This window comes from Exiguobacterium sp. AB2, from assembly GCF_000696055.1.
Lineage (GTDB): Bacteria > Bacillota > Bacilli > Exiguobacteriales > Exiguobacteriaceae > Exiguobacterium > Exiguobacterium alkaliphilum.
In genome coordinates, this window is sequence record NZ_JNAA01000044.1 from 45,594 (window position 1) to 68,841 (window position 23,248).

At 55.8% G+C, this 23,248-nt stretch carries 23 protein-coding genes and 1 tRNA gene; 3 read left to right on the top strand and 21 right to left on the bottom strand.

Annotated features, from left to right (window positions below; genetic code table 11):
• Positions 1-3: 3 nt before the first annotated feature.
• From pgk to DI14_RS06625, 5 genes are all read right to left on the bottom strand, one after another.
• Positions 4-1,188 carry a phosphoglycerate kinase gene (pgk, locus tag DI14_RS06605; RefSeq protein ID WP_034806805.1) on the bottom strand — a complete coding sequence of 395 codons (1,185 nt, stop codon included), beginning with the start codon at positions 1,186-1,188 and terminating at the stop codon, positions 4-6.
• A 98-nt stretch (positions 1,189-1,286) separates the two neighbouring features.
• Positions 1,287-2,294, bottom strand: coding sequence for a type I glyceraldehyde-3-phosphate dehydrogenase (gene gap, locus DI14_RS06610; RefSeq protein WP_034806807.1), 1,008 nt, complete (start codon positions 2,292-2,294; stop codon positions 1,287-1,289).
• A gap of 58 nt (positions 2,295-2,352) precedes the next feature.
• Positions 2,353-3,381: a sugar-binding transcriptional regulator gene (locus tag DI14_RS06615; RefSeq protein ID WP_081825840.1), complete on the bottom strand. Its 1,029-nt coding sequence runs from the start codon at positions 3,379-3,381 to the stop codon at positions 2,353-2,355.
• A gap of 110 nt (positions 3,382-3,491) precedes the next feature.
• Positions 3,492-3,749 carry a glutaredoxin family protein gene (locus DI14_RS06620; RefSeq protein ID WP_034806809.1) on the bottom strand — a complete coding sequence of 86 codons (258 nt, stop codon included), beginning with the start codon at positions 3,747-3,749 and terminating at the stop codon, positions 3,492-3,494.
• Entirely contained in the window at positions 3,750-4,886 is a 1,137-nt protein-coding gene (locus DI14_RS06625; protein WP_034806877.1) for a Fis family transcriptional regulator, read from the bottom strand.
• A gap of 123 nt (positions 4,887-5,009) precedes the next feature.
• Here DI14_RS06625 and DI14_RS06630 point away from each other — a divergent pair.
• Positions 5,010-5,082, top strand: a tRNA-Arg gene (locus tag DI14_RS06630).
• A 152-nt stretch (positions 5,083-5,234) separates the two neighbouring features.
• Entirely contained in the window at positions 5,235-5,810 is a 576-nt protein-coding gene (clpP, locus tag DI14_RS06635; RefSeq protein WP_024370422.1) for an ATP-dependent Clp endopeptidase proteolytic subunit ClpP, read from the top strand.
• 36 nt (positions 5,811-5,846) lie between these two features.
• Here clpP and DI14_RS06640 read toward each other — a convergent pair whose 3' ends face one another.
• From DI14_RS06640 to hprK, 12 genes are all read right to left on the bottom strand, one after another.
• Complete coding sequence (locus DI14_RS06640; RefSeq protein WP_034806810.1) at positions 5,847-6,278, bottom strand: hypothetical protein; 432 nt, start codon at positions 6,276-6,278, stop codon at positions 5,847-5,849.
• A 70-nt stretch (positions 6,279-6,348) separates the two neighbouring features.
• Complete coding sequence (locus DI14_RS06645) at positions 6,349-6,864, bottom strand: DUF2179 domain-containing protein (RefSeq protein WP_034806813.1); 516 nt, start codon at positions 6,862-6,864, stop codon at positions 6,349-6,351.
• 93 nt (positions 6,865-6,957) lie between these two features.
• Positions 6,958-7,194 carry a hypothetical protein gene (locus DI14_RS06650; RefSeq protein WP_024370426.1) on the bottom strand — a complete coding sequence of 79 codons (237 nt, stop codon included), beginning with the start codon at positions 7,192-7,194 and terminating at the stop codon, positions 6,958-6,960.
• An 86-nt stretch (positions 7,195-7,280) separates the two neighbouring features.
• Complete coding sequence (whiA, locus tag DI14_RS06655; RefSeq protein WP_034806814.1) at positions 7,281-8,234, bottom strand: DNA-binding protein WhiA; 954 nt, start codon at positions 8,232-8,234, stop codon at positions 7,281-7,283.
• Between the two features lie 30 nt (positions 8,235-8,264).
• Positions 8,265-9,260 (bottom strand): YvcK family protein, encoded by a 996-nt coding sequence (yvcK, locus tag DI14_RS06660; RefSeq protein WP_034806815.1) that lies wholly within the window; start codon positions 9,258-9,260, stop codon positions 8,265-8,267.
• Between the two features lies 1 nt (position 9,261).
• Complete coding sequence (rapZ, locus tag DI14_RS06665) at positions 9,262-10,134, bottom strand: RNase adapter RapZ (protein ID WP_034806816.1); 873 nt, start codon at positions 10,132-10,134, stop codon at positions 9,262-9,264.
• A gap of 125 nt (positions 10,135-10,259) precedes the next feature.
• On the bottom strand, positions 10,260-11,213 hold the full coding sequence (trxB, locus tag DI14_RS06670) for a thioredoxin-disulfide reductase (RefSeq protein ID WP_034806817.1): 954 nt from the start codon (positions 11,211-11,213) through the stop codon (positions 10,260-10,262).
• Between the two features lie 68 nt (positions 11,214-11,281).
• Positions 11,282-12,754 carry a lipopolysaccharide assembly protein LapB gene (locus DI14_RS06675; RefSeq protein ID WP_034806819.1) on the bottom strand — a complete coding sequence of 491 codons (1,473 nt, stop codon included), beginning with the start codon at positions 12,752-12,754 and terminating at the stop codon, positions 11,282-11,284.
• Between the two features lie 296 nt (positions 12,755-13,050).
• Positions 13,051-13,533, bottom strand: coding sequence for a DapH/DapD/GlmU-related protein (locus DI14_RS06680; protein WP_034806821.1), 483 nt, complete (start codon positions 13,531-13,533; stop codon positions 13,051-13,053).
• Positions 13,526-14,176: a pyrophosphatase PpaX gene (gene ppaX, locus DI14_RS06685; RefSeq protein ID WP_034806823.1), complete on the bottom strand. Its 651-nt coding sequence runs from the start codon at positions 14,174-14,176 to the stop codon at positions 13,526-13,528. Before ppaX ends, DI14_RS06680 begins: the two co-directional genes overlap by 8 nt.
• Entirely contained in the window at positions 14,176-14,997 is an 822-nt protein-coding gene (gene lgt / locus DI14_RS06690) for a prolipoprotein diacylglyceryl transferase (RefSeq protein ID WP_034806825.1), read from the bottom strand. The genes ppaX and lgt overlap by 1 nt, the downstream gene beginning before the upstream one ends.
• Positions 14,994-15,932 (bottom strand): HPr(Ser) kinase/phosphatase, encoded by a 939-nt coding sequence (hprK, locus tag DI14_RS06695; protein WP_034806827.1) that lies wholly within the window; start codon positions 15,930-15,932, stop codon positions 14,994-14,996. The genes lgt and hprK overlap by 4 nt, the downstream gene beginning before the upstream one ends.
• A gap of 150 nt (positions 15,933-16,082) precedes the next feature.
• On the opposite strand from hprK, the gene DI14_RS06700 reads away from it, so the two are divergent.
• Positions 16,083-16,439 carry a hypothetical protein gene (locus DI14_RS06700; RefSeq protein ID WP_034806829.1) on the top strand — a complete coding sequence of 119 codons (357 nt, stop codon included), beginning with the start codon at positions 16,083-16,085 and terminating at the stop codon, positions 16,437-16,439.
• A gap of 227 nt (positions 16,440-16,666) precedes the next feature.
• On the opposite strand, the gene DI14_RS06705 is transcribed toward DI14_RS06700, so the two are convergent.
• From DI14_RS06705 to uvrB, 4 genes are all read right to left on the bottom strand, one after another.
• The gene (locus DI14_RS06705) at positions 16,667-17,026 is read right to left on the bottom strand and encodes a hypothetical protein (protein WP_034806831.1); all 360 of its coding nucleotides are present in this window, start codon (positions 17,024-17,026) and stop codon (positions 16,667-16,669) included.
• Between the two features lie 50 nt (positions 17,027-17,076).
• The gene (locus DI14_RS06710) at positions 17,077-18,246 is read right to left on the bottom strand and encodes a DUF4097 family beta strand repeat-containing protein (RefSeq protein ID WP_034806879.1); all 1,170 of its coding nucleotides are present in this window, start codon (positions 18,244-18,246) and stop codon (positions 17,077-17,079) included.
• Positions 18,247-18,327: 81 nt separating this feature from the next.
• On the bottom strand, positions 18,328-21,201 hold the full coding sequence (gene uvrA / locus DI14_RS06715; RefSeq protein ID WP_034806834.1) for an excinuclease ABC subunit UvrA: 2,874 nt from the start codon (positions 21,199-21,201) through the stop codon (positions 18,328-18,330).
• The gene (gene uvrB / locus DI14_RS06720; protein WP_034806836.1) at positions 21,202-23,172 is read right to left on the bottom strand and encodes an excinuclease ABC subunit UvrB; all 1,971 of its coding nucleotides are present in this window, start codon (positions 23,170-23,172) and stop codon (positions 21,202-21,204) included.
• Positions 23,173-23,248 lie beyond the last annotated feature (76 nt).

Consider the following 23,248-nt stretch of genomic DNA (forward strand, 5'->3'; position numbering starts at 1 on the left):
ATTTTACTTGTCGTTAAGCGCCTCGACGCCTGGAAGTTTTTTGCCTTCCATGAACTCGAGTGACGCGCCGCCACCCGTCGAGATGTGGCTCATTTGGTCTGCAAGGCCAAACTTGGCAGCTGCTGCAGCTGAGTCCCCACCGCCGATGATCGAGTAAGCATCGCTATCCGCGAGTGCCTGAGCGACACCTTTCGTTCCGTTTGCGTATTTATCAAGTTCGAATACGCCCATCGGTCCGTTCCAAACGACAAGTTTCGATTCGCGAATCGCTTCCGCGTAAAGTTCGACTGTCTTCGGTCCGATATCAAGACCCATGTGATCCGCAGGGATCGAGTCGATATCGACTGGTCCGACGTATGTCTCTTCGCCGAATTCTTTCGCAATGACACAGTCGACCGGCATCAAGAACTTCACGCCTTTGTCTTCTGCTTTTTTCATGAACTGACGAGCGAGGTCGAGCTTGTCTTCTTCAAGGAGTGACGTTCCGACTTCGTGCCCGAGTGCTTTCGAGAACGTGTACGAGAGACCGCCACCGATGATGAGTGTGTCAACGATGTCAAGAAGGTGGTCGATGACCCCAATCTTGTCAGCAACTTTCGATCCGCCGATAATCGCCGTGAACGGACGATCTGGGTTCGAGAGCGCCTTGCCGAGCACTTCAAGTTCTTTTTCCATCAAAAGACCGGCGACTGCCGTGTCGACGTTTTGCGCGATGCCTTCCGTCGAAGCGTGGGCCCGGTGCGCCGCACCGAACGCGTCGTTGACGAAGACGTCAGCAAGTGATGCGAAGCCTTTTGCGAGTTCCGGGTCGTTTTTCGTTTCACCTGGGTAGAAACGAACGTTCTCAAGCACGACGACGTCACCTTCACCAAGTTTTGAAACGGCTTCTTCTGCGACTGGACCGTACGCCTCTTCAACGAGGGGTACATCTTTGCCGAGAAGTTCAGCGAGACGTTTAGCGACCGGTGCGAGTGAGAACTCAGGGTTCTTCTCGCCTTTTGGACGGCCGAGGTGGCTCGCCAAGATGACTTTCGCGCCGCCGTCGATCAAGTGCTTGATCGTCGGAAGAGCCGCTTGGATGCGCGTCTCGTCTTGGATGACGCCATCTTTGAGTGGAACGTTGAAGTCAACGCGGCAGAAGACGCGTTTTCCTTTTACATCGATGTCACGAATAGACTGTTTGTTCATAACCTTCGCCTCCATGTGTCGTGCATTTCAATTTCATAAATAGAGCGGAGAACAATCTCTTGTTTCCGCTCCTATTTGATTCTATTTAGTTCACGAACTTACTTCGCGATTTCAGCGAAGTGCTTGAGTGTGCGAACCAATTGTGCAGTGTAAGACATTTCGTTGTCGTACCATGCAACTGTCTTAACGAGTTGCTTGTCGCCAACTGTCATGACTTTCGTTTGTGTCGCGTCGAAGAGTGAACCGTACGTGATGCCGACGATGTCAGAAGAAACAATTTCGTCTTCCGTGTAACCGTAAGACTCGTTTGCTGCTGCTTTCATCGCTGCATTGATTTCGTCAACCGATACAGTCTTCTCAAGAACTGTTACGAGCTCTGTGAGTGAACCTGTCGCAACTGGTACACGTTGTGCCGCACCGTCAAGTTTACCTTGAAGTTCTGGGATAACGAGGCCGATTGCCTTCGCCGCACCAGTCGTGTTCGGTACGATGTTCGCTGCTGCCGCACGCGCACGACGGAAGTCACCTTTCGGGTGTGGCGCGTCAAGCGTGTTTTGGTCGCCTGTGTAAGCGTGGATCGTCGTCATGAGACCTTCAACGATTCCGAACTGATCTTGGAGAACTTTCGCCATTGGCGCCAAGCAGTTTGTCGTACATGAAGCACCAGAGATAACTGTCTCTGTACCGTCGAGGATTTCGTGGTTCGTGTTGTAAACGACAGTCTTCATGTCACCTGTAGCTGGTGCCGAGATGACAACTTTTTTCGCGCCAGCTTTCAAGTGAAGCTCTGCTTTCTCTTTGTCTGTGAAGAATCCAGTACATTCGAGAACGATGTCAACACCGAGCTCGCCCCATGGGAGTTCTTCTGGGTTGCGGTTTGCAAGTGTAAGAACTTTCTCGCCGTTTACGAGGAAGTGATCGTCGTGTACTTCAACGTCTCCGTCGAAACGACCTTGCGTCGTGTCGTACTTGAGAAGGTGAGCAAGCATCTTCGTGTCAGTCAAGTCGTTGATTGCAACAACTTCGATTCCTTCGTTTTTGATGATCTCGCGGAATGCCAAACGACCGATACGTCCAAATCCGTTAATACCAACTTTTACTGCCATGTTAATTTCCTCCTTAGGGTAGAAGCTATTTATTGAAGAGCCAACGGGGGTCAACTCTTTAATAACACGTTAATAATTCTGTTGCCGCACCTTCGTCCGTGACGAGAATGATGTTCGGCGTATGTTTCGCATATGCGGCAATCGCCTGCGCCTTCGATTTCCCTCCAGCGACCGCGATGACGGTGTCCATGTTGTCGAGCTCTTCTAATTGAATGCCGACCGTCTTGACCCGATGCACGATTTCACCTTCCGCGTTGAAATAATAGCCAAACGCTTCGGCGACGGCTTCATGCCGTTCGATCATCCGCAAATGCTCCGGTGTGGCGCGACGGCGCTTCGCCATCGTTTCGGCCTCACCAATTCCATGTACCACTATTCGCGCCGCTCTAATCATTTCCAGCACATTTTTTATGCTAGGTTCCTCCACCATCCGCTCGAACGTCTCTTGCGACACTTCGTCTGGAATGTGGAGCAAATGATAGTCTGCGTTGGCCCGGTCCGCCATCCTTGAACAGACGGTGTTCGCCTGAAGTTCAAGCGTCTCACCGAGTCCGCCGCGCGCTGGTACGAAATGCATCGGCCGTTCTTTCTTGTCGGGCGACATCATCGCCGCGACAGATGCCATCGTCGTCCCGCCTGTGACCGCGATGATATTGTCGTCCGGTGCCAGTCGCGCTTTTAACTGCGTGACGGCGGCCCGTCCGATATCCCGCTGGACCCAGAACGTCTCGTCCGAGTCTCCCGGTACGATGACGACTTGGCGAACGCCGAGCTTTTGCTCGAGTTCTCGTGCGACTTCTGAGATACCTAGGATCTCTCCCATGACCTCATGCAAGTCTCGAAGAACGTTTCGGCCCGATTCTGTAAGGGAAATACCTTGAGTGGCGACTGCGAGCAGACCTTGGTCTTTCAAGAAGTCGACCTCTCGCCTTAAGATTCGTTCCGTTAGCCCGAGGCTCGTGGCTAATGTCCTGCGGCCGATCGGCTGCATCAAACGGACATAGTGTAAGATGTCGTAACGATGTCGGAGCGTGTCGAGCAGGTCTGGGACGATTTGCTTCTGAACGTGAATCAGTTGCTGGATCATGCCTCATTCCCCCTCGACCTCAAGTGTGGACATTTTTTGTCCCACTTTTATTTTTACGTCCCACCGCTACGAGTTCATCTTATCAATCACTTTTCCGTCTTGCAACCCCTCTAAACGTTTTTTTTCGATGTAAGCGTATACTTAACAAAATCTTCAACTTTGCTGTCATCATATCGCCCTTGACTAATGACGTGCCCTTCATATATAACGACCGGAATCTCGAACAAGTACTTGGCCTCGAGCGCCTCGTCCGTCGTGATGTCGATTTGCTCGAGCTCGAACGGATAGTCCTCTCGCAACCATTCGAGCATGACGAGCGCCTCCTCGCATAACGAACAGTTGTCACGCCGATAAAGTGTCAGCTTCATTCAACTCTCTCCTTTCCATAGTTGCCGCTCCCGTTCCCGCGAGTTGCCGAAACCGAGCGCTTCCCGATAGTTGGCGACCGTCCGTCGCGTCACGTGATACCCTTCGTTCGCGAGCGCCTCGGTCAACGCCTGATCACTAAGCGGTGCCGTCTCGGAACGAATCAGCTCGGCGATGATGCGTTTGATCATGAACGGCGACTGTCCCCGCACGGTCGCCCGCACGAACAAATCACGCCATGCCATCGTGCCGCCCTCGGTGCGGACAAACTTCTGTTGAATCGCCCGCCCGACCGTCGACTCATGTTTACCGATGCGCGCGGCGACTTCTTTTCGTGTCAACGGGTGTAATACGAGCTCCCCGTTCAACCAGTCCGCCTGCCTTTCCGCGATGACGTCCCAAATCGACTGCAACGTCTTCGCCCGCATCGCGAGCGTGTCGTGCCACCACGTCAGCTCTGCGTCCGCCTCGATGTCGAGCGCCGGCGTGAACCACGTCGTGACGAGCTGTCCGTCCTCCCGTCTCACTTCGAGCTCTGGGAAAATTTGTTCGGTTTCTTCATATAATAGGGGCACTTTCGGCAACGTCGCGATGAGGCGCGTGACGCGATCGAATTCGGACGCACTCAACCCGAGACGGCCCGGGACATCGTCGAAGCCCGCCTCCATCGCCTCGAACACGTCCAAGACGAGCGGGTCGTCGTGTTCGATCGCGTGTCGATATTGGCATTCGTGTTCGTTTTTCGCTCCGACGCCCGTCGGTTCTAGAAACAAGAGCGCCCGGCGCGCTGACTCGATGGCGCTCTCCTCGACACCGAATTGGTCCGCGAGCATCGCATCCGTCTCGGGCAACAGCCCCCGATGGTCGAGCGCGAGGACGAGCTGTCGTTGGAGCGCCTTCTCCGCTTCCGTCCCGCTCCCTTCCTCGATCTGCTCGAACAGACGCGCCTCGAAACCGGCCCCCGCGTCGGCAATCCACTCGACCATGCCGTTCCCTTTGGCGACCTGTCCGCTTCGAGCCGCGAGCCGTCCGAGTTGGAACACGATGGCGGCCCGGTCCGCCTCTAACACAGGCAGGCGCCGCAACATGTCTTGCGTCAATTGTTGTCGTTGTACTTGATGCTGCTCTTGCCGTTGCATCTCGGTCACTCCCCTCGCCTCCTATTGTAGCGGAAGCGACTCCACGCCGCTTCAAAAAAAGGTCATGAAACAGGATTGCTTTTTTAAAAAAACAAATGTATAATAAATCGTGTCAGAGAACATGCACCCGTAGCTCAGGGGATAGAGCACTGGTTTCCGGTGCCAGGTGTCGGGAGTTCGAATCTCTCCGGGTGTATCATATGTAAGAGGTCAGGCACACGCCTGGCCTCTTTTTTCGTTTCATCGCCAAAGAATGGTGGAATAGGTGAAAAACGATGACTATCGTTTGACCAACATTGACTATAACGGTATGATATGTTTACAACCTACATAAAGGAGGCAGATTCAATGTTAATTCCAACAGTTATCGAACAAACAGGTCGTGGGGAACGCGCATATGACATTTACTCACGCTTGCTCAAAGACCGGATCATCTTGCTCGGAAGTGCGATTGACGACAACGTCGCCAACTCGATCGTCGCGCAGCTCCTCTTCCTTGCAGCCGAGGACCCAGATAAGGACATCTCGCTTTACATCAACAGCCCGGGTGGTTCGATCACTTCCGGAATGGCGATTTATGACACGATGAACTTCATCAAGCCGAACGTGTCGACGATTTGTATCGGAATGGCCGCATCGATGGGTGCCTTCTTGCTCCAAGCCGGTGAAAAAGGGAAACGCTTCGCATTGCCGAACGCGGAGATCATGATTCACCAACCACTCGGCGGCACGCAAGGTCAAGCGTCGGACATAAAAATCCACGCCGAGCGGATCATCAAGATGCGTGAGAAGTTGAACCAAATCATGGCCGACAACACAGGCCAGCCGCTTGAAGTCATCGAGCGCGACACAGAGCGCGACTACTTCATGTCTGCTGACCAAGCGAAAGACTACGGTCTCATCGACAAGGTCATGACGCGTTAACACATCAATCCCTTCTCGTCTGAGAAGGGATTTTCTTTATTCCGTCACCTCGACCCCGAACACGTAGCGACTATCCCCATTCGCCCAGTCCCCGCCGGTCTCGAACAGATACACGCCTGGCTCCGATGGGACGATTCGCTCGGCCGGGACGAGTTCCCCGTCCACGATTTGATGGAACGTCTCATTGTCCGGCGCTTCATGGAACGAGACGTCAATCGTTGCACCGGGTTCGACCGTCACAATTTGCAAGTCGTCCGGCTCAGGCAGGGCGTGATCTTCACAGACGGCCTCGTCCCCATTCGCCCAACAATACGTCGACTGCTTCACTTCGGCCGTCACCGATCCGACCTTCACGGTTGGAAGCGGCGGTTTGACGCCGGAAGACGTCTGCAAAAACGACAGCCCGTACACAATCCCTCCGACAAGGATCAACACGATCACCCAAAACCACATCGTTTTTCGTCTCATTCGTCCCACTCCTTTGACCCCCTATTCCCGTTCCCACAAAAAAAGACCCACTTTCCGTGAGTCTCGTCCGTCATTTCGGGCGACGGAGCCCTTTCATCATATAGCCGCCTTTGAAGTCAATCGGGTCGAACGCGACGAGGAACGCTTTCGGCTCGTAATGCTCGACGAGCTGACGCAACTCTTTCATGCGCGTCCGGGCCGCCAAGACGTCGAGGCGATAGCGGACGCCGTCACGGCCTTGCCCTTGATAATGGGTCACCCCGTAGCCGCTGTCGCGCATCTTTTGGATGAGCTCGGCCGGGAACTCTTGCGTGTGCACTTGAATCATGTTGTAGCCAATCGCAAGCTTCCGCTCGACGAATCCGCCGACGAGGATCCCGAGTCCGAATCCGACGGCGTAGACGACCATGCCGAGCGTCGTCAAGTCTTGGAACACGATGCCGAGCGCAAAGATGTAGATGAGCGTCTCGAGCGTCCCGAACAATCCGGCGATGACCGTCTTCCCTTTAACGAGCATAATCGTCCGGAGCGTGAGCACCGGGACGTATAGTAGTTGTAACAACAAGATGAGCAAGATTTGACCCATTCCATCGACCTCCTATCGATTCAATATCTCCACTATTCCAAATTTCACAGGCGGATGCAACCAAAAAAAGGCTGACCGCAGTCAGCCTTTCGCTTAGTTATCTAAGTTGCGGACACTTGTGAGCAACTCATAGTCCTTACGGATGACTTGATAGATTGCGTTCGTGTTGCCTGAGAGCATCTCTTCCGCCCGGAGTTGGTTGAGGAAAAGGCTCGTCGCAAACGTCACGAGTGCACTTTTTGGAATCCCGATTTCTTTTGCACGCTCGGTGATGACGCGGTCAAGTTCTGCGTCAATCGTGAGCGAAAGTCGTTTCTTATCATTCGCCATAATCATAAAGCTCCTTTAGTTCGCTTTTCAAAATCCTATACACAATTGCTAATTATATAGGAAGAATGGTTTTGGCGCAACCGGTCTCACGAGGAGCCGATTTCTTCGCCCTTTCGGACTTTCTCGGCAATCTGGTCAATCTTCCGGAGTCGGTGGTTGATGCCGGACTTCGAGATTGGTCCTGTCTCGAGCATCTCGCCAAGCTCTTGGAGCGAGACGTCCTGATGCGTGACCCGAAGTTCGGCGATCTCACGGAGCTTCGTCGGCAACACCTCGAGGCCGACCGTCCGCTCGAGATACTTAATGTTCTCGACTTGGCGGAGCGCCGCCCCGACCGTCTTGTTCAAGTTGGCCGTCTCGCAGTTGACGAGCCGGTTGACCGAGTTGCGCATGTCCTTGATGATACGGGCGTCCTCGAAATCGAGCATCCCGCGCGTCGCCCCGACGAGCTTCAAGAAGTCAGAGATTTTCTCGCTCTCCTTGATGTAGAGGATATGCCCTTTTTTCCGCTCGAGCGTCTTCGCGTTCAAGCCGAACCGGTTGGCGAGGTCTCGGAGCGCCTGGTTATGGTTCTCGTACAAGCTGTATACCTCGAGGTGATACGACGACGTCTTCGGATGGTTGATCGAACCGCCGGCGAGGAAGGCGCCGCGCAAGTAGGCACGGGCCAAATTCTCGTCACGTGTCATGTCCGAGTTGAGTGTCCGAATCATCTCGTAATGCTCACCGAGAATCTCGAGGTCCTTCAACATCGTCTCGGCGTGCTGGGAGACGCGGACGATGTAGACGTTGTTCTTCTTCAGCCGCATTTTCTTACGGACGAACAAATCGAGGTGGTGGTCGTACAGTCGTTTCATCAGGGAATAAATCCGTCGGGCGATGGCCGCGTTCTCCGTCGAGACGTCGAGCGTCATCCCGCGCCCGAGGGCGAGCGAGATGACACCGTTCATCCGGACGAGGGCGGACAGTTCCGCTTTCGCCTCGGCATCGGTGACGGTCAGTTGGGTCAATTCTTTTTTGACGTCTGAAGCAAAGCTCATCTCATTCCCCTCCTTTCTTGATCAATCGTTCTATTTCAGTTCAAGCTCTTGGAACGAGCGTGGTTTCTTGATACGGAGGACGCGCTGCATGACGAGCCCGGCAATCGCGTCCGAGTCGTGGCGGATGTAGTCGCGGTTATAGTCGACGATGTCACCGGCGAGCACGTTCGTGCCATAGTTCCGAAGCTTCTTGCGATCGAAACGGACCTCTTCCGAGCCGTCCTCGAGGTAACGCTCCAAGTAGATGTCCTCGATCGGCTCGTTATTGACGACAATCGTGTCGACCGTCGACTTGCCGAGATACGCCTCAATCGATTTCAAATGCTTCATCGCGTCGTACCCTTTCGTCTCGCCCGGCTGCGTCATGACGTTGCAAATATAGACGACCGGCTTCCCGGAGCGGACGATGGCGTCGCGCACTTCTTGAATCAACAAGTTCGGGATGATGCTCGTATAGAGACTGCCCGGCCCGAGCACGATGACGTCCGCCTCATGGATCGCCTCGACGACCCCTGGTGCCGGCTTGATGCCGTCCTCGAGCAAGAACAGCCGCTTGATCGGTTTTTCGACGAGCGGGATCTTCGACTCGCCTTTGACGATCGTCCCGTCCTCGAACTCGGCCGCGAGCGTCATGAGCGTCTCCGTGACCGGGAGCACGCGACCTTGTGCGTTCAACAGTTGCGACAAGACGTCGACCGCCTTGACGAACGAGCCTTCACAAATATGCGTCGCCGCTGTCAGCATCAGGTTTCCAAGCGAGTGCCCTTCAAGGCCATACCCGCTGTCAAACCGATACTGTAAAATCTTGTCCATGAGCGGCTCGACTTCCGACAAGGCGAGAATGACGTTTCGAATGTCGCCCGGAGGCAACATATGGAACTCGTCGCGGAGCCGTCCTGAGCTGCCCCCGTCATCCCCGACCGTGACGATGGCCGTGATGTCGAGCGGATAATGCTTCAACCCGCGGACGAGCGTCGATAGTCCGGTACCGCCGCCGATGGCGACAACTTTCCGATCGCGTCTCATCTCATTTCTCCTTCGTCGCGTGCGCCAAGTCGCGATGGACGGTCTTGACGTTATAGCGCTCCGCGAAATGTTCCGATACTTTTTCAGCGAACGTGATCGAGCGGTGCTTACCGCCTGTACAGCCGAAGGCGACGACGACTTGTGTCTTCCCTTCGCGCTTATACTGCGGCAACAGGAATTCGAGCATGTCAATCAGTTTCTTATAGAACGCCCGCGCCTCGGGGTGCGACATGACGTAGTCTTGCACCTCGCTCGTCTGGCCCGTGAGCGGACGGAGCTCCGGGATGTAGAACGGGTTCGTGATGAAGCGGACGTCGAACAACAGGTCGATGTCGAGCGGCACGCCGTGCTTGAACCCGAACGACATGAAGTTGACCGTGAACGGGATGCGCTCCTCGTTGAACTGGAGCAAGATCCGGTCCTTGAGCATCTGTGGCTTCAAATCGCTCGTGTCGTAGAGCGTATGCGCCCGGTCGCGGAACCCTTCGAGCAGCTCGCGTTCCATCTTGATGCCGACGAGCGGCGCGTCCTCCGGTGCGAGCGGATGTGACCGGCGCGTCTCTTTATAGCGGCGGACGAGCACGTCGTCCCGCGTCTCGAGATAAAGTAAGTGCGGATGGACGTTCTTCTTTTCTAAGTCATCGATGACGATGAACAGACTATCGATGAAGTCGCGCGTCCGCGTGTCGATGGCGACGGCGATTTTCGGACGGACCGAGCTGATGACATCGATCAGTTGCGGCAACAAGACCGGCGGCAAGTTATCGACGCAAAAATAGCCGAGGTCCTCGAAACTATTCATCGCGACCGATTTCCCGGCCCCGCTCATCCCGCTGATGATGATCAATTCTTCTAATCCTTTAAAGTCTTCCATCTCCATGACGCCCCCTTAATTTTGACAACCGAGCCGTGTGTGTAGCGCTCTTCACTCTTTAGTATAGCGAACGCTCGAAAAAAAGAGAAGGGATTGCGGTCGCCCGCAATGCCTTCTCCGTTGAATCACGCGTTTTGTTCGTGCAACGCCTCGAGGAGACCCTCGATATAGTGTTGCGCGTTTTGCGCGGCAATCGATCCGTCGTTCGTCGCGGTGACAACTTGGCGGAGCGTCTTGTCGCGAACGTCGCCGGCAGCGAAGATTCCAGGAATCTTCGTCTCCATCGCCTCGTTCGTGACGATATAACCTTGTTCGTTCAAGATGCCGAGATCTTGGACGAACCCGGTGATCGGGTTCATTCCGATATAGATGAAGACGCCGTCGATGTCATAGTCCGTCTCCGTGCCGTCAATCGTGCTGACGAGACGTGCGCCGCCGACTTTGCCGTCGACTTCTTTAATCTCTTGGAGCGTGTGGTTCCAGATGAAGTCGATTTTCGGGTTGTCGAACGCCCGCTTCTGAAGAATCTTCTGGGCGCGCAACTCGTCGCGACGGTGAACGATCGTCACCTTGTCGGCGAAACGAGTCAAGAACACGCCTTCTTCGACGGCAGAGTCGCCGCCACCGATGACGAACAAGTTCTTGCCTTTGAAGAACGCGCCGTCACAGACCGCGCAGTACGAGACGCCGCGACCGCCGAGCTCTTCTTCGCCCGGGACGCCAATCTTTTTATATTGCGCGCCTGAAGCGAGAATGATCGCGCGTGCTTTATAGTCACGGTTATGGGCGTGGACGATTTTGTATTCGTTCTCGTCCGAGATGCGCTGTACGTCGCCGTACGCGTATTCCGCGCCGAACGCTTTCGAGTGGTCGAACATCTTTTGTGACAAGTCCGGACCGAGGATGCTGTCGTACCCTGGATAGTTCTCGATATCTTCTGTGTTTGCCATCTGGCCACCTGGGATACCGCGCTCGATCATGAGCGTCGACAAATTGGCGCGCGATGCGTAGAGCGCCGCCGTCATTCCGGCCGGGCCGGCCCCGATGATGATGACGTCATAGATTTTTTCTTCTGTCATAAAGATACCACCTCTGCATGAAATTGATTGCCTTCAGTATATGAAACCTCGGGAGGTATCGTCTATCTTTATGCTCGTTCGAGTGTCGCTTTGAACGAACGGATCGTGTCCGTGAGCGTCGAGACGTCGACCCCGAACACGTCGGCACAGTCCGCGAGGACGAGCGCGTCCCGTTTCGCATAAAACATCCAGACGAGCGCAGCGGCCGATGCCGTGACGTCGTCAAACGTGTGCTGTCCGAGCAACAGGCGCGCGAATCGTTCGTAGAAGTCGCCTTCGAGGCTCATCTGCTCGGCTTCCGAGACGTGCCGTTCAGCCAAGACGAGCGCTTCGTATGCACGCTCGATACGTGCGTCACCTTTAAACGGGACGGCACAGATGACGGCTTGGCACTTCTTCGCGAAAGCGATGACCGTCTCGTCATCGGTGACCGTGCTCGTCAGCGCGAGCGCCTCGAACGCCTCGTCGTCTTCAAGTTTGGCGATGATGCGGATAATCTCGATCCGCGCCAAATCGTCTTCTTGACGCAAGCCTTGGACGAGCGCCGAGCGGAACTCGAGGTTGTCGCGAATATCGAACGACTGTTTGTCCTCGATTTGCTTCGCTTGCTCACCGTTCAAATAGGTCGCCGCCTCTTCAAGACGTCCGGTCTTGTAGGCGGAGACGCTGAGCCAATGCCCAAACAGTGAATCCCCACGGAAGCCCCGCTCTTTCAAGAGCCGGAGTTCTTCGTAGGCGTGATCGTAATGCCCGACGAGCGCGAGCGTCGTCGCGAGTTTATAGCGCACTTCGAATTGAAGCGGACGGACGCGCGTCAGCGGGGCTGATAGTTGGAGCGCCGCCTCGGACTGTCCGGCTTCATGGAGCAACAAGATCGTGTTCAAAATCGCATGCAAGTTGCCCGGATTCTCATCGAGCACGTACCCGAGCGTCTCGAACGCCGTCTCGTCGTTCCCAAGATAGAAATGGACGACCGCCAAATTGTTATAGCCCGGCCAGAACGTCGGATAGCGGTCAATCAACCGCTCGAGCGTCGACTTGGCGGCAAACAGACGACCTTTGTCGATTTGACGCTGTACCTCCGTATGCCACGTGATCAACTCGTCTTCCTCTTCGTCTTCAAGCTCTTGCTCGAGCTCGATCAGTTCGAGGAGCGACTGGACCGACTCCGCGTAAGGGCCGTTCGCCTCTTGTTCGAGGTAGCGGCTCGCGTACGTGGCCGCTTCTTCATATTGTGAGATGTAGGCACAGTTGCTCGCGAGGTGGTAAAGGGCCTCTGTCGCCGTATCATCGAGTTGTAGCACCCGTTTCCACACGTCGTTGGCGTGGTAGACCTCTCCTACTTCAAATAACAGTTCAGCGTACTGTTTATGGTAATCGACACGATGCGTGGCGGCAGCCGTAGCTTCAGCCATGAAAAAAGTCGCTTCATCTAGGCGACCTTCTCGTAACGCGCGACGACCTCTATAGTAGTGGAGCTCCGCAGCGAGCGGAGATTCTGGTTCGGGTAGCGTCATTAGAGCTTCATAGTTCGCTTCCATATTCTAAATCCCCCACATCAAATGCTAAATCGTTTTTTAGTTGCAGGGTTAAGAATACCGCACTCAAACGGCGAGGGCAACTGTAAAACTTAAAAAAAATCGGGACTATATTCCTTCTATAATGAATATATTTTATAGGGTCTCATAATTGCTTTTCGGCAAAAACTTGTTAGCCGTCCCGAGTCGCTTGAAGACACAAAAAAACGGTATCGCTTCGTGAAAAAGTGATACCGCTCAAGTATTTTCAAGTCGTGACGTTCGTCACCGTAAGAAATTGATTTCGTGCTAAATTGTGTCTATTTCGTGTCGACCGTTTGGAGCTTCGCCCCGACGACGCGCTCGCCCGGCAAGACGTCCCGATGGACGACGGCACCGGCACCGACGACGGCCCGGTCGCCGATCGTGACACCTGGAAGGATGGTCACGTTCGCCCCAATCAACACCTCGTCCCCAATCGAGACGTCGCCGATTCGATACTCATCGACGAGGTACTCGTGACAGAGAATCGTCGTGTTGAATCCGATGACGGTATTCCGTCCAATCGAGATCCGCTCCGGGAACATGACGTCCGGCGTCACCATGAGGGCGAGGGCGCTATACTCCCCGATCCGCATGCCGAGAAACGTCCGATATAACCAACGCTTCGCCTTCACCGACGGGAAGAAGCGGCCGACCATGACGACGGCCGTGTTCTTGAACACGCGGACGAACCGAATCGTCCGATACATCTGCCAGAGCGGGTTCGGCCCGGCGAGACGGAACCGTTCCGTCTTACGCATGGACCGTGACCTCGTCGAGCCACGCCTCGAAATGCTCCATCGACTCGATGATGACGTCCGGCTCGAGCGACTCGAGGAAGGCGCGGCCCTTCAGCGCCCAGCCGACGGCGACCGTCTTCGTCCCGGCGTTCTTGCCGCTGAAGATGTCCGTGTCGTTGTCCCCGACCATGACGGCGCGTTCCGGCGCGGATTCGAGCGCGCGGAGGGCACGTTCGACCGGTTCAGGGTGCGGCTTCTCGTTTTCGACGTCGTCGGCCGTGATGACGACGTCGAACAAATGGTCGATGTTGAACAAGCGCAATCCTTGCTCGACGACCGGACGTCCTTTCGACGTGACGACACCCATCTTATAGCCCTTCGCGTGCAGGCGATAGAGTCCTTCGATGACGCCCGGGTACTCGGCGACGAGGGCATCGTGCATCGCGATGTTGAAGCTCCGGTAAAACGCCTGCATCTCTTTCCATTCCGGCTCGTTCAGCTCACGGAACGACTTCTCGAGCGTCGGGCCGATGAACGGGTACAAGTCTTCATCCCGATACGTCTCGTCCGGGAAGTAGTAGCCGAGCGTGTGCCGGAAGCTCGCGAGGATGAGCGGGTTCGTATTGAGCAACGTCCCGTCCAAATCAAACAGTAACGTATCCATCAATCAAACAGTCCTTTCTCTGAAGGGTCATCATACCGTTTCGCTTTGCGGCGCACGACCATCATGACGATACCGAAGACGATCATCAAAATCGAGACGATTTGGGCCGTCCGCAAGTCGCCTGCCATGAGGCTGTCCGTCCGGAGCCCTTCGATATAGAAGCGGCCGACCGAGTACCAGACGAGGTACGACAAGAAGATGTAGCCACGCGGCGGATTGCCGACCACGCGCCAGACGACGAGAAGAATGACACCGAGGATGTTCCAAACGCTCTCGAACAAGAACGTCGGCAAGTAATACACGCCGTCGATGAACATCTGGTTGACGATCCAGTCCGGGAGACGGAGCGTCTCTTCGAGGAAGCTACGCGTCGTCTCATCGCCGTGCGCTTCTTGGTTCATGAAGTTGCCCCAACGCCCGACCGCTTGTCCGAGCAGGAGCGACGGCGCGAGGATGTCGGTCACTTTCCAGAACGACATCGACTTGCGCATGCTGTAGATCACGACGACGAGGAGCGCCCCGAAAATCGCACCGTGGATGGCAATCCCGCCTTGCCGGATGTCGATGATTTGCCCGAGGTTTTGGCTATAGTAGTCCCACTGGAAGACGACGTAATACACACGGGCGAAGACGATACTGATTGGGATCGACCAGATGACGACGTCGACGAGTCGTTCCGAATCATAGTTGATCCGTTTCGCTTCGAACAAGGCGAGCACAAGTCCGAGCATCGCCCCGAAGGCGATAATCATCCCGTACCAGTAAATCGGGAGCGACCCGATTTCAAACGCTACACGATCAAACGTCGGCTCCACCATCATTCCATGTCCCCTTCGTTATCGTGGATCGCGTTCGCGAGACGTTCGGCGAACTCTTCCGCGGTATTGATGCCCATGTTTTGCAGGCGATAGTTCATCGCCGCGACTTCGACGATGACGGCCAAGTTACGTCCCGGACGGACCGGGATCGTGAGGAGCGGTACTTCGCTGTCGATAATCTTCATCGTGTTATGGTCGAGCCCGACACGGTCATATACTTTCCCCGCATCCCAGTTCTCGAGGTTGACGATGAGACTTATCTTCTTGTGCGAGCGAACGGCCCCGGCTCCGAAGAGCGTCATGACATCGATGATGCCGATTCCGCGAATTTCGAGCAAGTGCCGGATGAGTTTCGGTGCCGACCCGACGAGCAGTTGGTCGCCCGTCTGGCGAATCTCGACCGAGTCATCGGCGACGAGACGATGGCCGCGCTTGACGAGCTCGAGCGCCGTCTCGGATTTCCCGACACCGCTCTGGCCTTTAATCAAGACACCGACGCCGTAAATGTCGACGAGCACGCCATGCATCGCCGTCATCGGTGCGAGCTCCATCTCGAGGAAGTTCGTGATTTGTGACTCGATGGACGTCGTCACCGCGTTCGTCTGCATGAGCGGCACGTTCGCCGCCTCGGCCTGTTCTTGAATCTCTTTCGGGATATCGAAGCCGCGCGTGATGAGAATGCCCGGTGTCAGCTCGGTGCAAAGAATCTTCGCGCGTTCGCGGCGACTCTCCTCGGACAGGCTCGCGTAAAACGTGAGTTCCGTCTTCCCGAGCACTTGCAGGCGGTTCTTCGCATAGTGCGTATAGTAGCCGGCGAGGACGAGCCCCGGACGACTGAGGTCAGGTGTGGCGACAGGACGGTGGAGTCCTTCTTCACCTGCAACGACTTTCAACTTGAAGCGCTCAACGAGTTGAGCCGTACGTACGATATTTTGCATGAGTATCTGCCCCTTTCACGCTCATTATTGTATCATAGCTCTCTACGATTGGCGTCAGCGAAAGTGAGTCGTGGTGTGTCAGAAAAAAATGAAACAAATTCGTCTCGGCATCGTAAATAGGGTATAGACCACTAGGAGGAGGTGAAATTCATGAACTCACTATTTTTGATTGCCGTCATCTTTATCTTCATCGTCGGGATTGCGGCACTCGTCTATCTCATCAAGTCGCTTGTCGACATGTGGCGTGAGTACGCTGCGACGAAAAACGAAACGGTCCTGTTATTATTCATCTTGAACATCGTCGGCTTCTTCTTGTCCGGCTCGCTCATCTCGATGATCGTCGCCATCATCTTCTACTGGAACCGGTCGAAAAAGATGCGCAACCTCGGGATTATTCTGCTTATCGCCGGACCGATTCTGTTCATCTTGTTGATTATCGGCTCGTTCACGTTATACGACGCACCGATGATGGACTGGGAACAGATGGAGTATGAGATGAACCTGTGACCAGACGGCACAAACGTCAAACAAAGGAGCGTCGTCCCACTCGGGATGATGCTCCTTTGTTTGATCGTCCTTTAGCCACCCTGGCCGCACGCCGCTTTCCTGAGGGGCGGGCTTTCGGGCGGCGCTGTACGTCTTTCCCGTTACGGACTAAACAGGACGTAACCGACTCAATGGAAAGGGCAATCCTGATGATGTCCGACTTGGACTCGAGGTTTTCGATGATTCTGTCATTCACCCGGCATATAGCCGACCACGGTGTCCGACTCCGGCTCGACTAAAATTGTCGGGACACCAACGACACTGTCCGGTTCAGACGCGAACGACACTGCGAGCACCTCGCTCCCAAAATACGTATCATCTAACAGTTCATAGCCGTGATCGACCGTGACACGCTGTACCTCAGCACTTCCTCCCGCATTGATTGCAGGTTCTTCCCAGTTTCGAGCGGTTACATACGCCCAAGCGACGGCGATGGCTTCGTCGTCAGCCGGCTCATTTCCGTTGACGACGCGCTGCTCCTCGTCACATCCGACGAGCAACAGCACCGCGATCATCATCCATCCGGACACTGAAACAAATCGTCGCATCTCATCCCCCCTCTATAAAAGAACCCGGGGCATCGCCTCCGGGTTGTGTATCACTTCTGATGGAACGGATTGTTCAAGTCACCCGGATTGACCGGGTCGACCGGGTCCACCGGTTCATGCTTGTCTTCTTCGAGGAACGTCGACGGCGTATGCTGCGAGCCGTGCTCGAGGTCGATCGTTCCGGTACGCGTTCCGGCCTCGACCTCGATGCGCGGCGTCTGGCCACGGCCCGAGATGAATTCGAGGCGTCGCTGGGCGACGTCTTTCCGGTCGCGAACGATCTCGAGTTCGTCCAAGTTGCAGTGGAGTCCTCCGAAGTTCGTCTCGAGCTCCCCTTCGACCTCGGCGCCGTGCGGCAAGACGAGACGGATGTTCCCCGCGAGCGAGGCGAGTTCGAACTTGGCCGGACGTGCCGTCGCCAGTTCGGCCCGGATATTGCCGTTGCCGGTCTTGAGCGAGGCTTTGTCGTACTTCCCGCTCACGATGACCGCACCGTTGCCGGTCCGGACGTGGACGAGCTCGGTCTCGACACCGTCGACCTCGACCGTGCCGTTCCCTGTGTTGAGGAGGAGTTCCGAGGCGTGGACCTCATGGAGCACGACGCGACCGTTCGCCGTCTGGACGCGCACACTCTCGACATCGAGCCCGTCGGCACGGACTTCACCGTTGAGCGTCTGGACGTGCAGGTGGTCGAAATGATGATGCGGGACGTATAGCTCGACGTGCGCCCGGACGAGTTTGTCACGGAGCGAGACGACGAGACGGTCCCCGATGACCGAGTGTTTCACGGCCGATTGGAGCTGTTCGAGCGCCTTGTCCGCATCTTGCTGGCGGAGCGGACGGCCGGTGACGATGAGTTCACATTCGTCGTTGTCCGACGAGACGATCGTCGCCGAGGCGTTGAACAAGTCGAGCGCGATGTCAGTCCCGGTGAACGGGAACGACTTCGAGTACGTCACTTCCGGCCCGAAGTTCGAGCTGAACGAGAAATCGCTGTCCCGCAGTTTCGTGACGAGCCCTTCGACCGCCGACGTCAATTTCGTCGTCAGCGACTCGACCGAGTAGGCGTCGACCTTCTCCGTCTCTTGTTGCGCCTCGAGCGCTTGGACACGCTCGGGCTCTAACCGTTCGAGCCGTTCGAGTTGGGTCATGCCTTCCTCGATCGTCAACTTGCCGTCTTTCACTTGCTGGAGAATCAGTTCACGCATTTCTTGTTTCACGTTCATTTCCCCCTTCGAATTGGATACACGTCAATTTGGATACACGTCAATCATATTCCCGTTTCTCATCATTTCTATACCTTACTTCCGTTTTCCTGCTTTCGGTTTCGCCCGGGCCGCATCCCGTTCTAATACCGGCTTCAAATACTTGCCGGTATACGATGCCGCCACTTCGGCGACCTCTTCTGGTGTCCCCGTCGCGACGATCGTCCCGCCGCCGTCACCGCCTTCCGGACCGAGGTCGATCAAGTAGTCGGCCGATTTGATGACGTCGAGGTTGTGCTCGATGACGAGCACCGTGTCCCCGTTCTCGACGAGGCGCTGCAGGACTTTCAACAGCCGGGCGATATCATCGACATGGAGTCCCGTCGTCGGTTCATCCAAGATGTAAATCGTCTTCCCGGTCGAGCGTTTATGGAGCTCCGAGGCGAGCTTGACGCGCTGCGCTTCCCCGCCCGACAGTTCCGTCGCCGGCTGGCCGAGCTTCATGTAGCCGAGACCGACGTCAAAGATCGTCTGAATCTTGCGCTTGATTTTCGGAATTTTGTCAAAGAAGTCGAGCCCTTCCTCAATCGTCATGTCAAGGACGTCGGCGATCGTCTTCCCTTTATACTTCACTTCGAGCGTCTCACGGTTATAGCGTTTCCCGTGACACACCTCACACGGCACGTACACGTCCGGAAGGAAGTGCATCTCGATTTTGATAATCCCGTCGCCGCGGCACGCCTCACAGCGCCCACCTTTGACGTTGAAACTGAAGCGGCCTTTCTTATAGCCACGCATCTTCGCTTCGTTCGTCGAGGCGAACACGTCGCGGATATCATCGAACACGCCCGTGTACGTCGCCGGGTTCGACCGCGGCGTCCGTCCAATCGGGGACTGGTCGATGTCGATGACTTTGTCGATCTGGTCGAGCCCTTCAATCTTCTTGTGCTTCCCTGGCTTCGCCTTGGCCCGGTTGATGTGATGGGCGAGTGACTTGTACAGAATCTCGTTGATGAGCGTCGACTTCCCGGATCCGGACACGCCCGTGACGGCGATGAACATGCCGAGCGGGATCGACACATCGACCCCTTTCAAGTTGTTCTCTTCCGCCTTCAAAATCTTGAGGAAGCGCTCGTCCGGTACTTTTCGTTCGGTCGGCAGCGGGATGAACTTTTTGCCCGCCAAATATTGACCGGTGAGCGATTTCTTATTTTTCATGAGCTGCTTCGGCGTCCCGGCGGCGATGACTTCCCCGCCATGTTCTCCGGCCCCAGGCCCGATGTCGATCAAATAGTCGGCTTCCATCATCGTGTCTTCGTCGTGTTCGACGACGATGAGCGTGTTGCCGATATCGCGCATCTGTTTGAGCGTCGCGATCAAGCGGTCGTTGTCACGCTGGTGTAGCCCGATGGACGGCTCGTCTAAGACGTACAAGACGCCTGTGAGGCGCGACCCGATTTGCGTGGCGAGTCGAATCCGTTGCGCCTCGCCGCCCGAGAGCGTCCCGGCTGCCCGTGACAGCGTCAAATAGTCGAGTCCGACGTTGTTCAAGAAGCTGAGCCGCTCACAAATCTCTTGCAAGATGAGGCGGGCGATGGCGATATCTTTCTCGCTCAGCTCGTTCGTGATGGCGTCGAACAAGTTGATCGCATTGACGACCGACAGCTCGGTCACTTGCCCGATATGGTGACCCGTGATTTTCACGGCGAGCGTCTCTTCTTTCAAACGGTAACCGCTACACGTCGGACAAGCGTGCGTCGCCATATACATCTCCATCTGTTCGCGGATATAGTCGGACGTCGTCTCTTTGTAGCGGCGCTCGATGTTACGGAGCACCCCTTCGAAGAAAATCGTGTTCGTCCGGACTTGGCCGAAATCGTTCTCGTAGCGGAACAGGAACGACTCTTCGTCCGTCCCATTCAAGACGAGGTCCTGGTCGCGTTTCGACAACCGCTCGAACGGGACGTCCATGTCGATTTCGAAATGATTGCACATCGCCGCGAGCAGTTGCGGATAATATTGTGAGCTCGTCGGCTGCCACGCGGCGACCGCGCCTTCCTTCAATGTCTTCGTCGCGTCCGGGATGACGAGTTCCGGGTCGACGTCGAGTTTCGTCCCGAGTCCGTCACACGTCGGGCATGCGCCAAACGGTGAGTTGAACGAGAACATGCGCGGTTCGAGCTCCCCAATCGAGAATCCACAAATCGGACAGGCGTGATGCTCGCTGAAGAGGAGCTCCGTCCCGTCCATCTTGTCGATGATGGCTCGGCCGTCCGCGAGGCGGAGCGCCGTCTCGAGCGAATCGGCGAGCCGTCCTTCGACGTCAGGTCGGACGACGAGACGGTCGACGACGACTTCAATCGAATGTTTCTTGTTCTTGTCGAGCTCGATTTCGTCCGTCAGTTCAATCGTCTCCCCGTTGACGCGGACACGAACGAACCCTTCTTTCTTGAGCGAGTCGAACACTTTCACATGCGTCCCTTTTCGTCCGGAGACGATCGGGGCGAGAATTTGCAGGCGCGTCTTCTCCGGCAGCTCCATCACTTGGTCGACCATTTGCGAGATCGTCTGGCTCGAGATCTCGATGCCGTGGTTCGGACAGACCGGTTTCCCGATCCGGGCGAACAAGAGCCGTAAGTAGTCGTAAATCTCCGTCACCGTCCCGACGGTCGAGCGCGGGTTCCGGCTCGTCGTCTTCTGGTCGATCGAGATGGCCGGACTCAAGCCTTCGATCGTGTCGACGTCCGGTTTGTCCATCTGCCCAAGGAATTGCCTTGCATACGCGGACAAGCTCTCGACGTAGCGGCGCTGCCCTTCAGCGTAAATCGTATCGAAGGCAAGCGAAGACTTCCCGGAACCGGACAGACCCGTCAAGACGACGAGTTGGTCCCGAGGAATCTCGATATCAATGTTTTTCAAGTTGTTGACGCGCGCCCCTTTGATGACGATCGCATTTTTCTTCTCAGCCATTTAACTCCCTACCTTCAACTCCAAGATTAAGTCACGCAATTCGGCCGCCCGTTCGAACTGGAGGTCGCGGGCCGCTTGTTTCATTTCTTCTTCTAGCTTGGCGATTGCCGCCTCGCGCTCGGCCGGTTTCATCGAGCTGAGCGACTCGAGCACTTCTTCCTCGGCATCGACCGTCGCCCGGATGACGCCGCGTACTTCTTTCTTAATCGTCTGCGGGGTGATGCCATGTTCTTCGTTATACGCCAATTGGATCGTCCGCCGTCGGTCGGTCTCCTCGATGGCTCGTTTCATCGAGTCGGTCATCTTATCGGCGAACAAGATGACGTGCCCGTTCGCGTTACGCGCCGCGCGGCCAATCGTCTGGATGAGCGAGCGGTCCGAACGGAGGAACCCTTCCTTATCGGCGTCAAGGATCGTGACGAGACTCACTTCCGGGATGTCGAGCCCTTCCCGGAGCAAGTTGATTCCGACGAGGACGTCATACTTGCCGAGACGGAGGTCGCGGATAATCTCGATCCGTTCGAGCGTCTTGATTTCCGAGTGCATGTAGTTGACCTTGATGCCCGCCTCACGGAGATAGTCGGACAAGTCTTCGGCCATCTTTTTCGTGAGCGTCGTCACGAGGACACGTTCGTCCCGTTTGATGCGCTCGCGGATTTGGTCCATCAAGTAGTCGATTTGCCCTTTGATCGGATGAATCTCAATCGTCGGGTCGATGAGGCCCGTCGGACGGATAATCTGTTCGACCATGTGCGGCGTATGTTCGAGCTCATACGGACCCGGCGTCGCCGAAATGAAGATCGCCTGGCTCAACTTCTTCTCGAACTCCTCGAACTTGAGCGGACGGTTGTCTTTCGCCGACGGCAAACGGAAGCCATGGTCGACGAGCACTTGTTTTCGCGCCTGGTCGCCGTTGTACATCCCGCGCACTTGCGGGAGCGTCACGTGCGACTCGTCGGCGACGAGCAGAAAGTCTTTCGGGAAGTAGTCGATGAGCGTGTACGGTGTCGCGCCCTCGGGCATCAGGTTCAAGTGCCGGGAATAGTTCTCGATCCCGGAACAGTAACCCATCTCGCGCATCATCTCGAGGTCGTAGTTCGTCCGTTGTTCGAGCCGTTGCGCCTCGAGCAGCTTTCCTTCCTCGCGGAACTTCTCGAGCTGCTCCTCAAGTTCGGCCTCGATGTTGACGATCGCTTTTTGTAACTTCTCGTCACGTGTGACGAAGTGGGACGCCGGGAAGATGGCGACGTGCTCGCGGTCGGCGATAATTTCGCCCGTGAGCGGGTCCATCTCGCGAATCCGGTCAATCTCGTCACCGAAAAACTCGACGCGCATACAATGCTCGTCACGCGACGCCGGGAAGATTTCGACGACGTCGCCGCGGACACGGAACCGTCCGCGCTGGAAATCGATGTCGTTCCGTTCATATTGGATGTCAATCAGCTTCCGAAGCATCTCATCGCGGCCCATCTCTTTCCCGACCCGGAGGCTGAGGACAAGGCTCCGATATTCTTCCGGGTTACCGAGGCCGTAGATGCACGACACCGAGGCGACGATGATGACGTCGTCCCGTTCGAACAAGGCGGACGTGGCCGAGTGACGCAGTTTATCGATCTCATCGTTAATCGACGCGTCTTTCTCGATAAACGTGTCCGTCGACGGCACATACGCTTCCGGCTGATAGTAGTCGTAGTAGCTGACGAAGTACTCGACGGCGTTGTTCGGGAAGAACTCTTTGAACTCCGAATAGAGCTGGCCGGCGAGCGTCTTGTTGTGGGCTAAGACGAGCGTCGGCTTCTTCACTTCTTGGATGACGTTCGAGACGGTGAACGTTTTGCCGGTGCCGGTCGCCCCGAGCAACGTCTGGTAGCGGTCGCCACGGTTGACGCCTTCGACGAGCTGTCGAATCGCTTCCGGTTGGTCACCTCCCGGCGTATATTCCGATTGTAATGCGAACGGGATCGATTCCATGATGATTCCTCACTTTCTGTTCCTACATAATTGATTTGATTATAGCACATACACGAACAAATATTCGCTTCTGACA

Excerpts from the sequence above, each read along its gene's own strand:
- DI14_RS06675 (WP_034806819.1), bottom strand. The coding sequence starts at position 12,754 with ATGGAAGCGAACTATGAAGCTCTAATGACGCTACCCGAACCAGAATCT.
- DI14_RS06645 (WP_034806813.1), bottom strand. The coding sequence starts at position 6,864 with ATGGGTCAAATCTTGCTCATCTTGTTGTTACAACTACTATACGTCCCG.
- yvcK (WP_034806815.1), bottom strand. The coding sequence starts at position 9,260 with ATGAGACGCGATCGGAAAGTTGTCGCCATCGGCGGCGGTACCGGACTA.
- DI14_RS06650 (WP_024370426.1), bottom strand. The coding sequence starts at position 7,194 with ATGGCGAATGATAAGAAACGACTTTCGCTCACGATTGACGCAGAACTT.
- gap (WP_034806807.1), bottom strand. The coding sequence starts at position 2,294 with ATGGCAGTAAAAGTTGGTATTAACGGATTTGGACGTATCGGTCGTTTG.
- DI14_RS06700 (WP_034806829.1), top strand. The coding sequence starts at position 16,083 with ATGAACTCACTATTTTTGATTGCCGTCATCTTTATCTTCATCGTCGGG.
- uvrB (WP_034806836.1), bottom strand. The coding sequence starts at position 23,172 with ATGGAATCGATCCCGTTCGCATTACAATCGGAATATACGCCGGGAGGT.
- whiA (WP_034806814.1), bottom strand. The coding sequence starts at position 8,234 with ATGAGCTTTGCTTCAGACGTCAAAAAAGAATTGACCCAACTGACCGTC.
- uvrA (WP_034806834.1), bottom strand. The coding sequence starts at position 21,201 with ATGGCTGAGAAGAAAAATGCGATCGTCATCAAAGGGGCGCGCGTCAAC.
- ppaX (WP_034806823.1), bottom strand. The coding sequence starts at position 14,176 with ATGGATACGTTACTGTTTGATTTGGACGGGACGTTGCTCAATACGAAC.
- hprK (WP_034806827.1), bottom strand. The coding sequence starts at position 15,932 with ATGCAAAATATCGTACGTACGGCTCAACTCGTTGAGCGCTTCAAGTTG.
- pgk (WP_034806805.1), bottom strand. The coding sequence starts at position 1,188 with ATGAACAAACAGTCTATTCGTGACATCGATGTAAAAGGAAAACGCGTC.
- DI14_RS06640 (WP_034806810.1), bottom strand. The coding sequence starts at position 6,278 with ATGAGACGAAAAACGATGTGGTTTTGGGTGATCGTGTTGATCCTTGTC.
- clpP (WP_024370422.1), top strand. The coding sequence starts at position 5,235 with ATGTTAATTCCAACAGTTATCGAACAAACAGGTCGTGGGGAACGCGCA.
- trxB (WP_034806817.1), bottom strand. The coding sequence starts at position 11,213 with ATGACAGAAGAAAAAATCTATGACGTCATCATCATCGGGGCCGGCCCG.
- DI14_RS06705 (WP_034806831.1), bottom strand. The coding sequence starts at position 17,026 with ATGCGACGATTTGTTTCAGTGTCCGGATGGATGATGATCGCGGTGCTG.
- DI14_RS06620 (WP_034806809.1), bottom strand. The coding sequence starts at position 3,749 with ATGAAGCTGACACTTTATCGGCGTGACAACTGTTCGTTATGCGAGGAG.
- lgt (WP_034806825.1), bottom strand. The coding sequence starts at position 14,997 with ATGATGGTGGAGCCGACGTTTGATCGTGTAGCGTTTGAAATCGGGTCG.
- rapZ (WP_034806816.1), bottom strand. The coding sequence starts at position 10,134 with ATGGAAGACTTTAAAGGATTAGAAGAATTGATCATCATCAGCGGGATG.
- DI14_RS06625 (WP_034806877.1), bottom strand. The coding sequence starts at position 4,886 with ATGCAACGGCAAGAGCAGCATCAAGTACAACGACAACAATTGACGCAA.
- DI14_RS06680 (WP_034806821.1), bottom strand. The coding sequence starts at position 13,533 with ATGCGTAAGACGGAACGGTTCCGTCTCGCCGGGCCGAACCCGCTCTGG.
- DI14_RS06615 (WP_081825840.1), bottom strand. The coding sequence starts at position 3,381 with ATGATCCAGCAACTGATTCACGTTCAGAAGCAAATCGTCCCAGACCTG.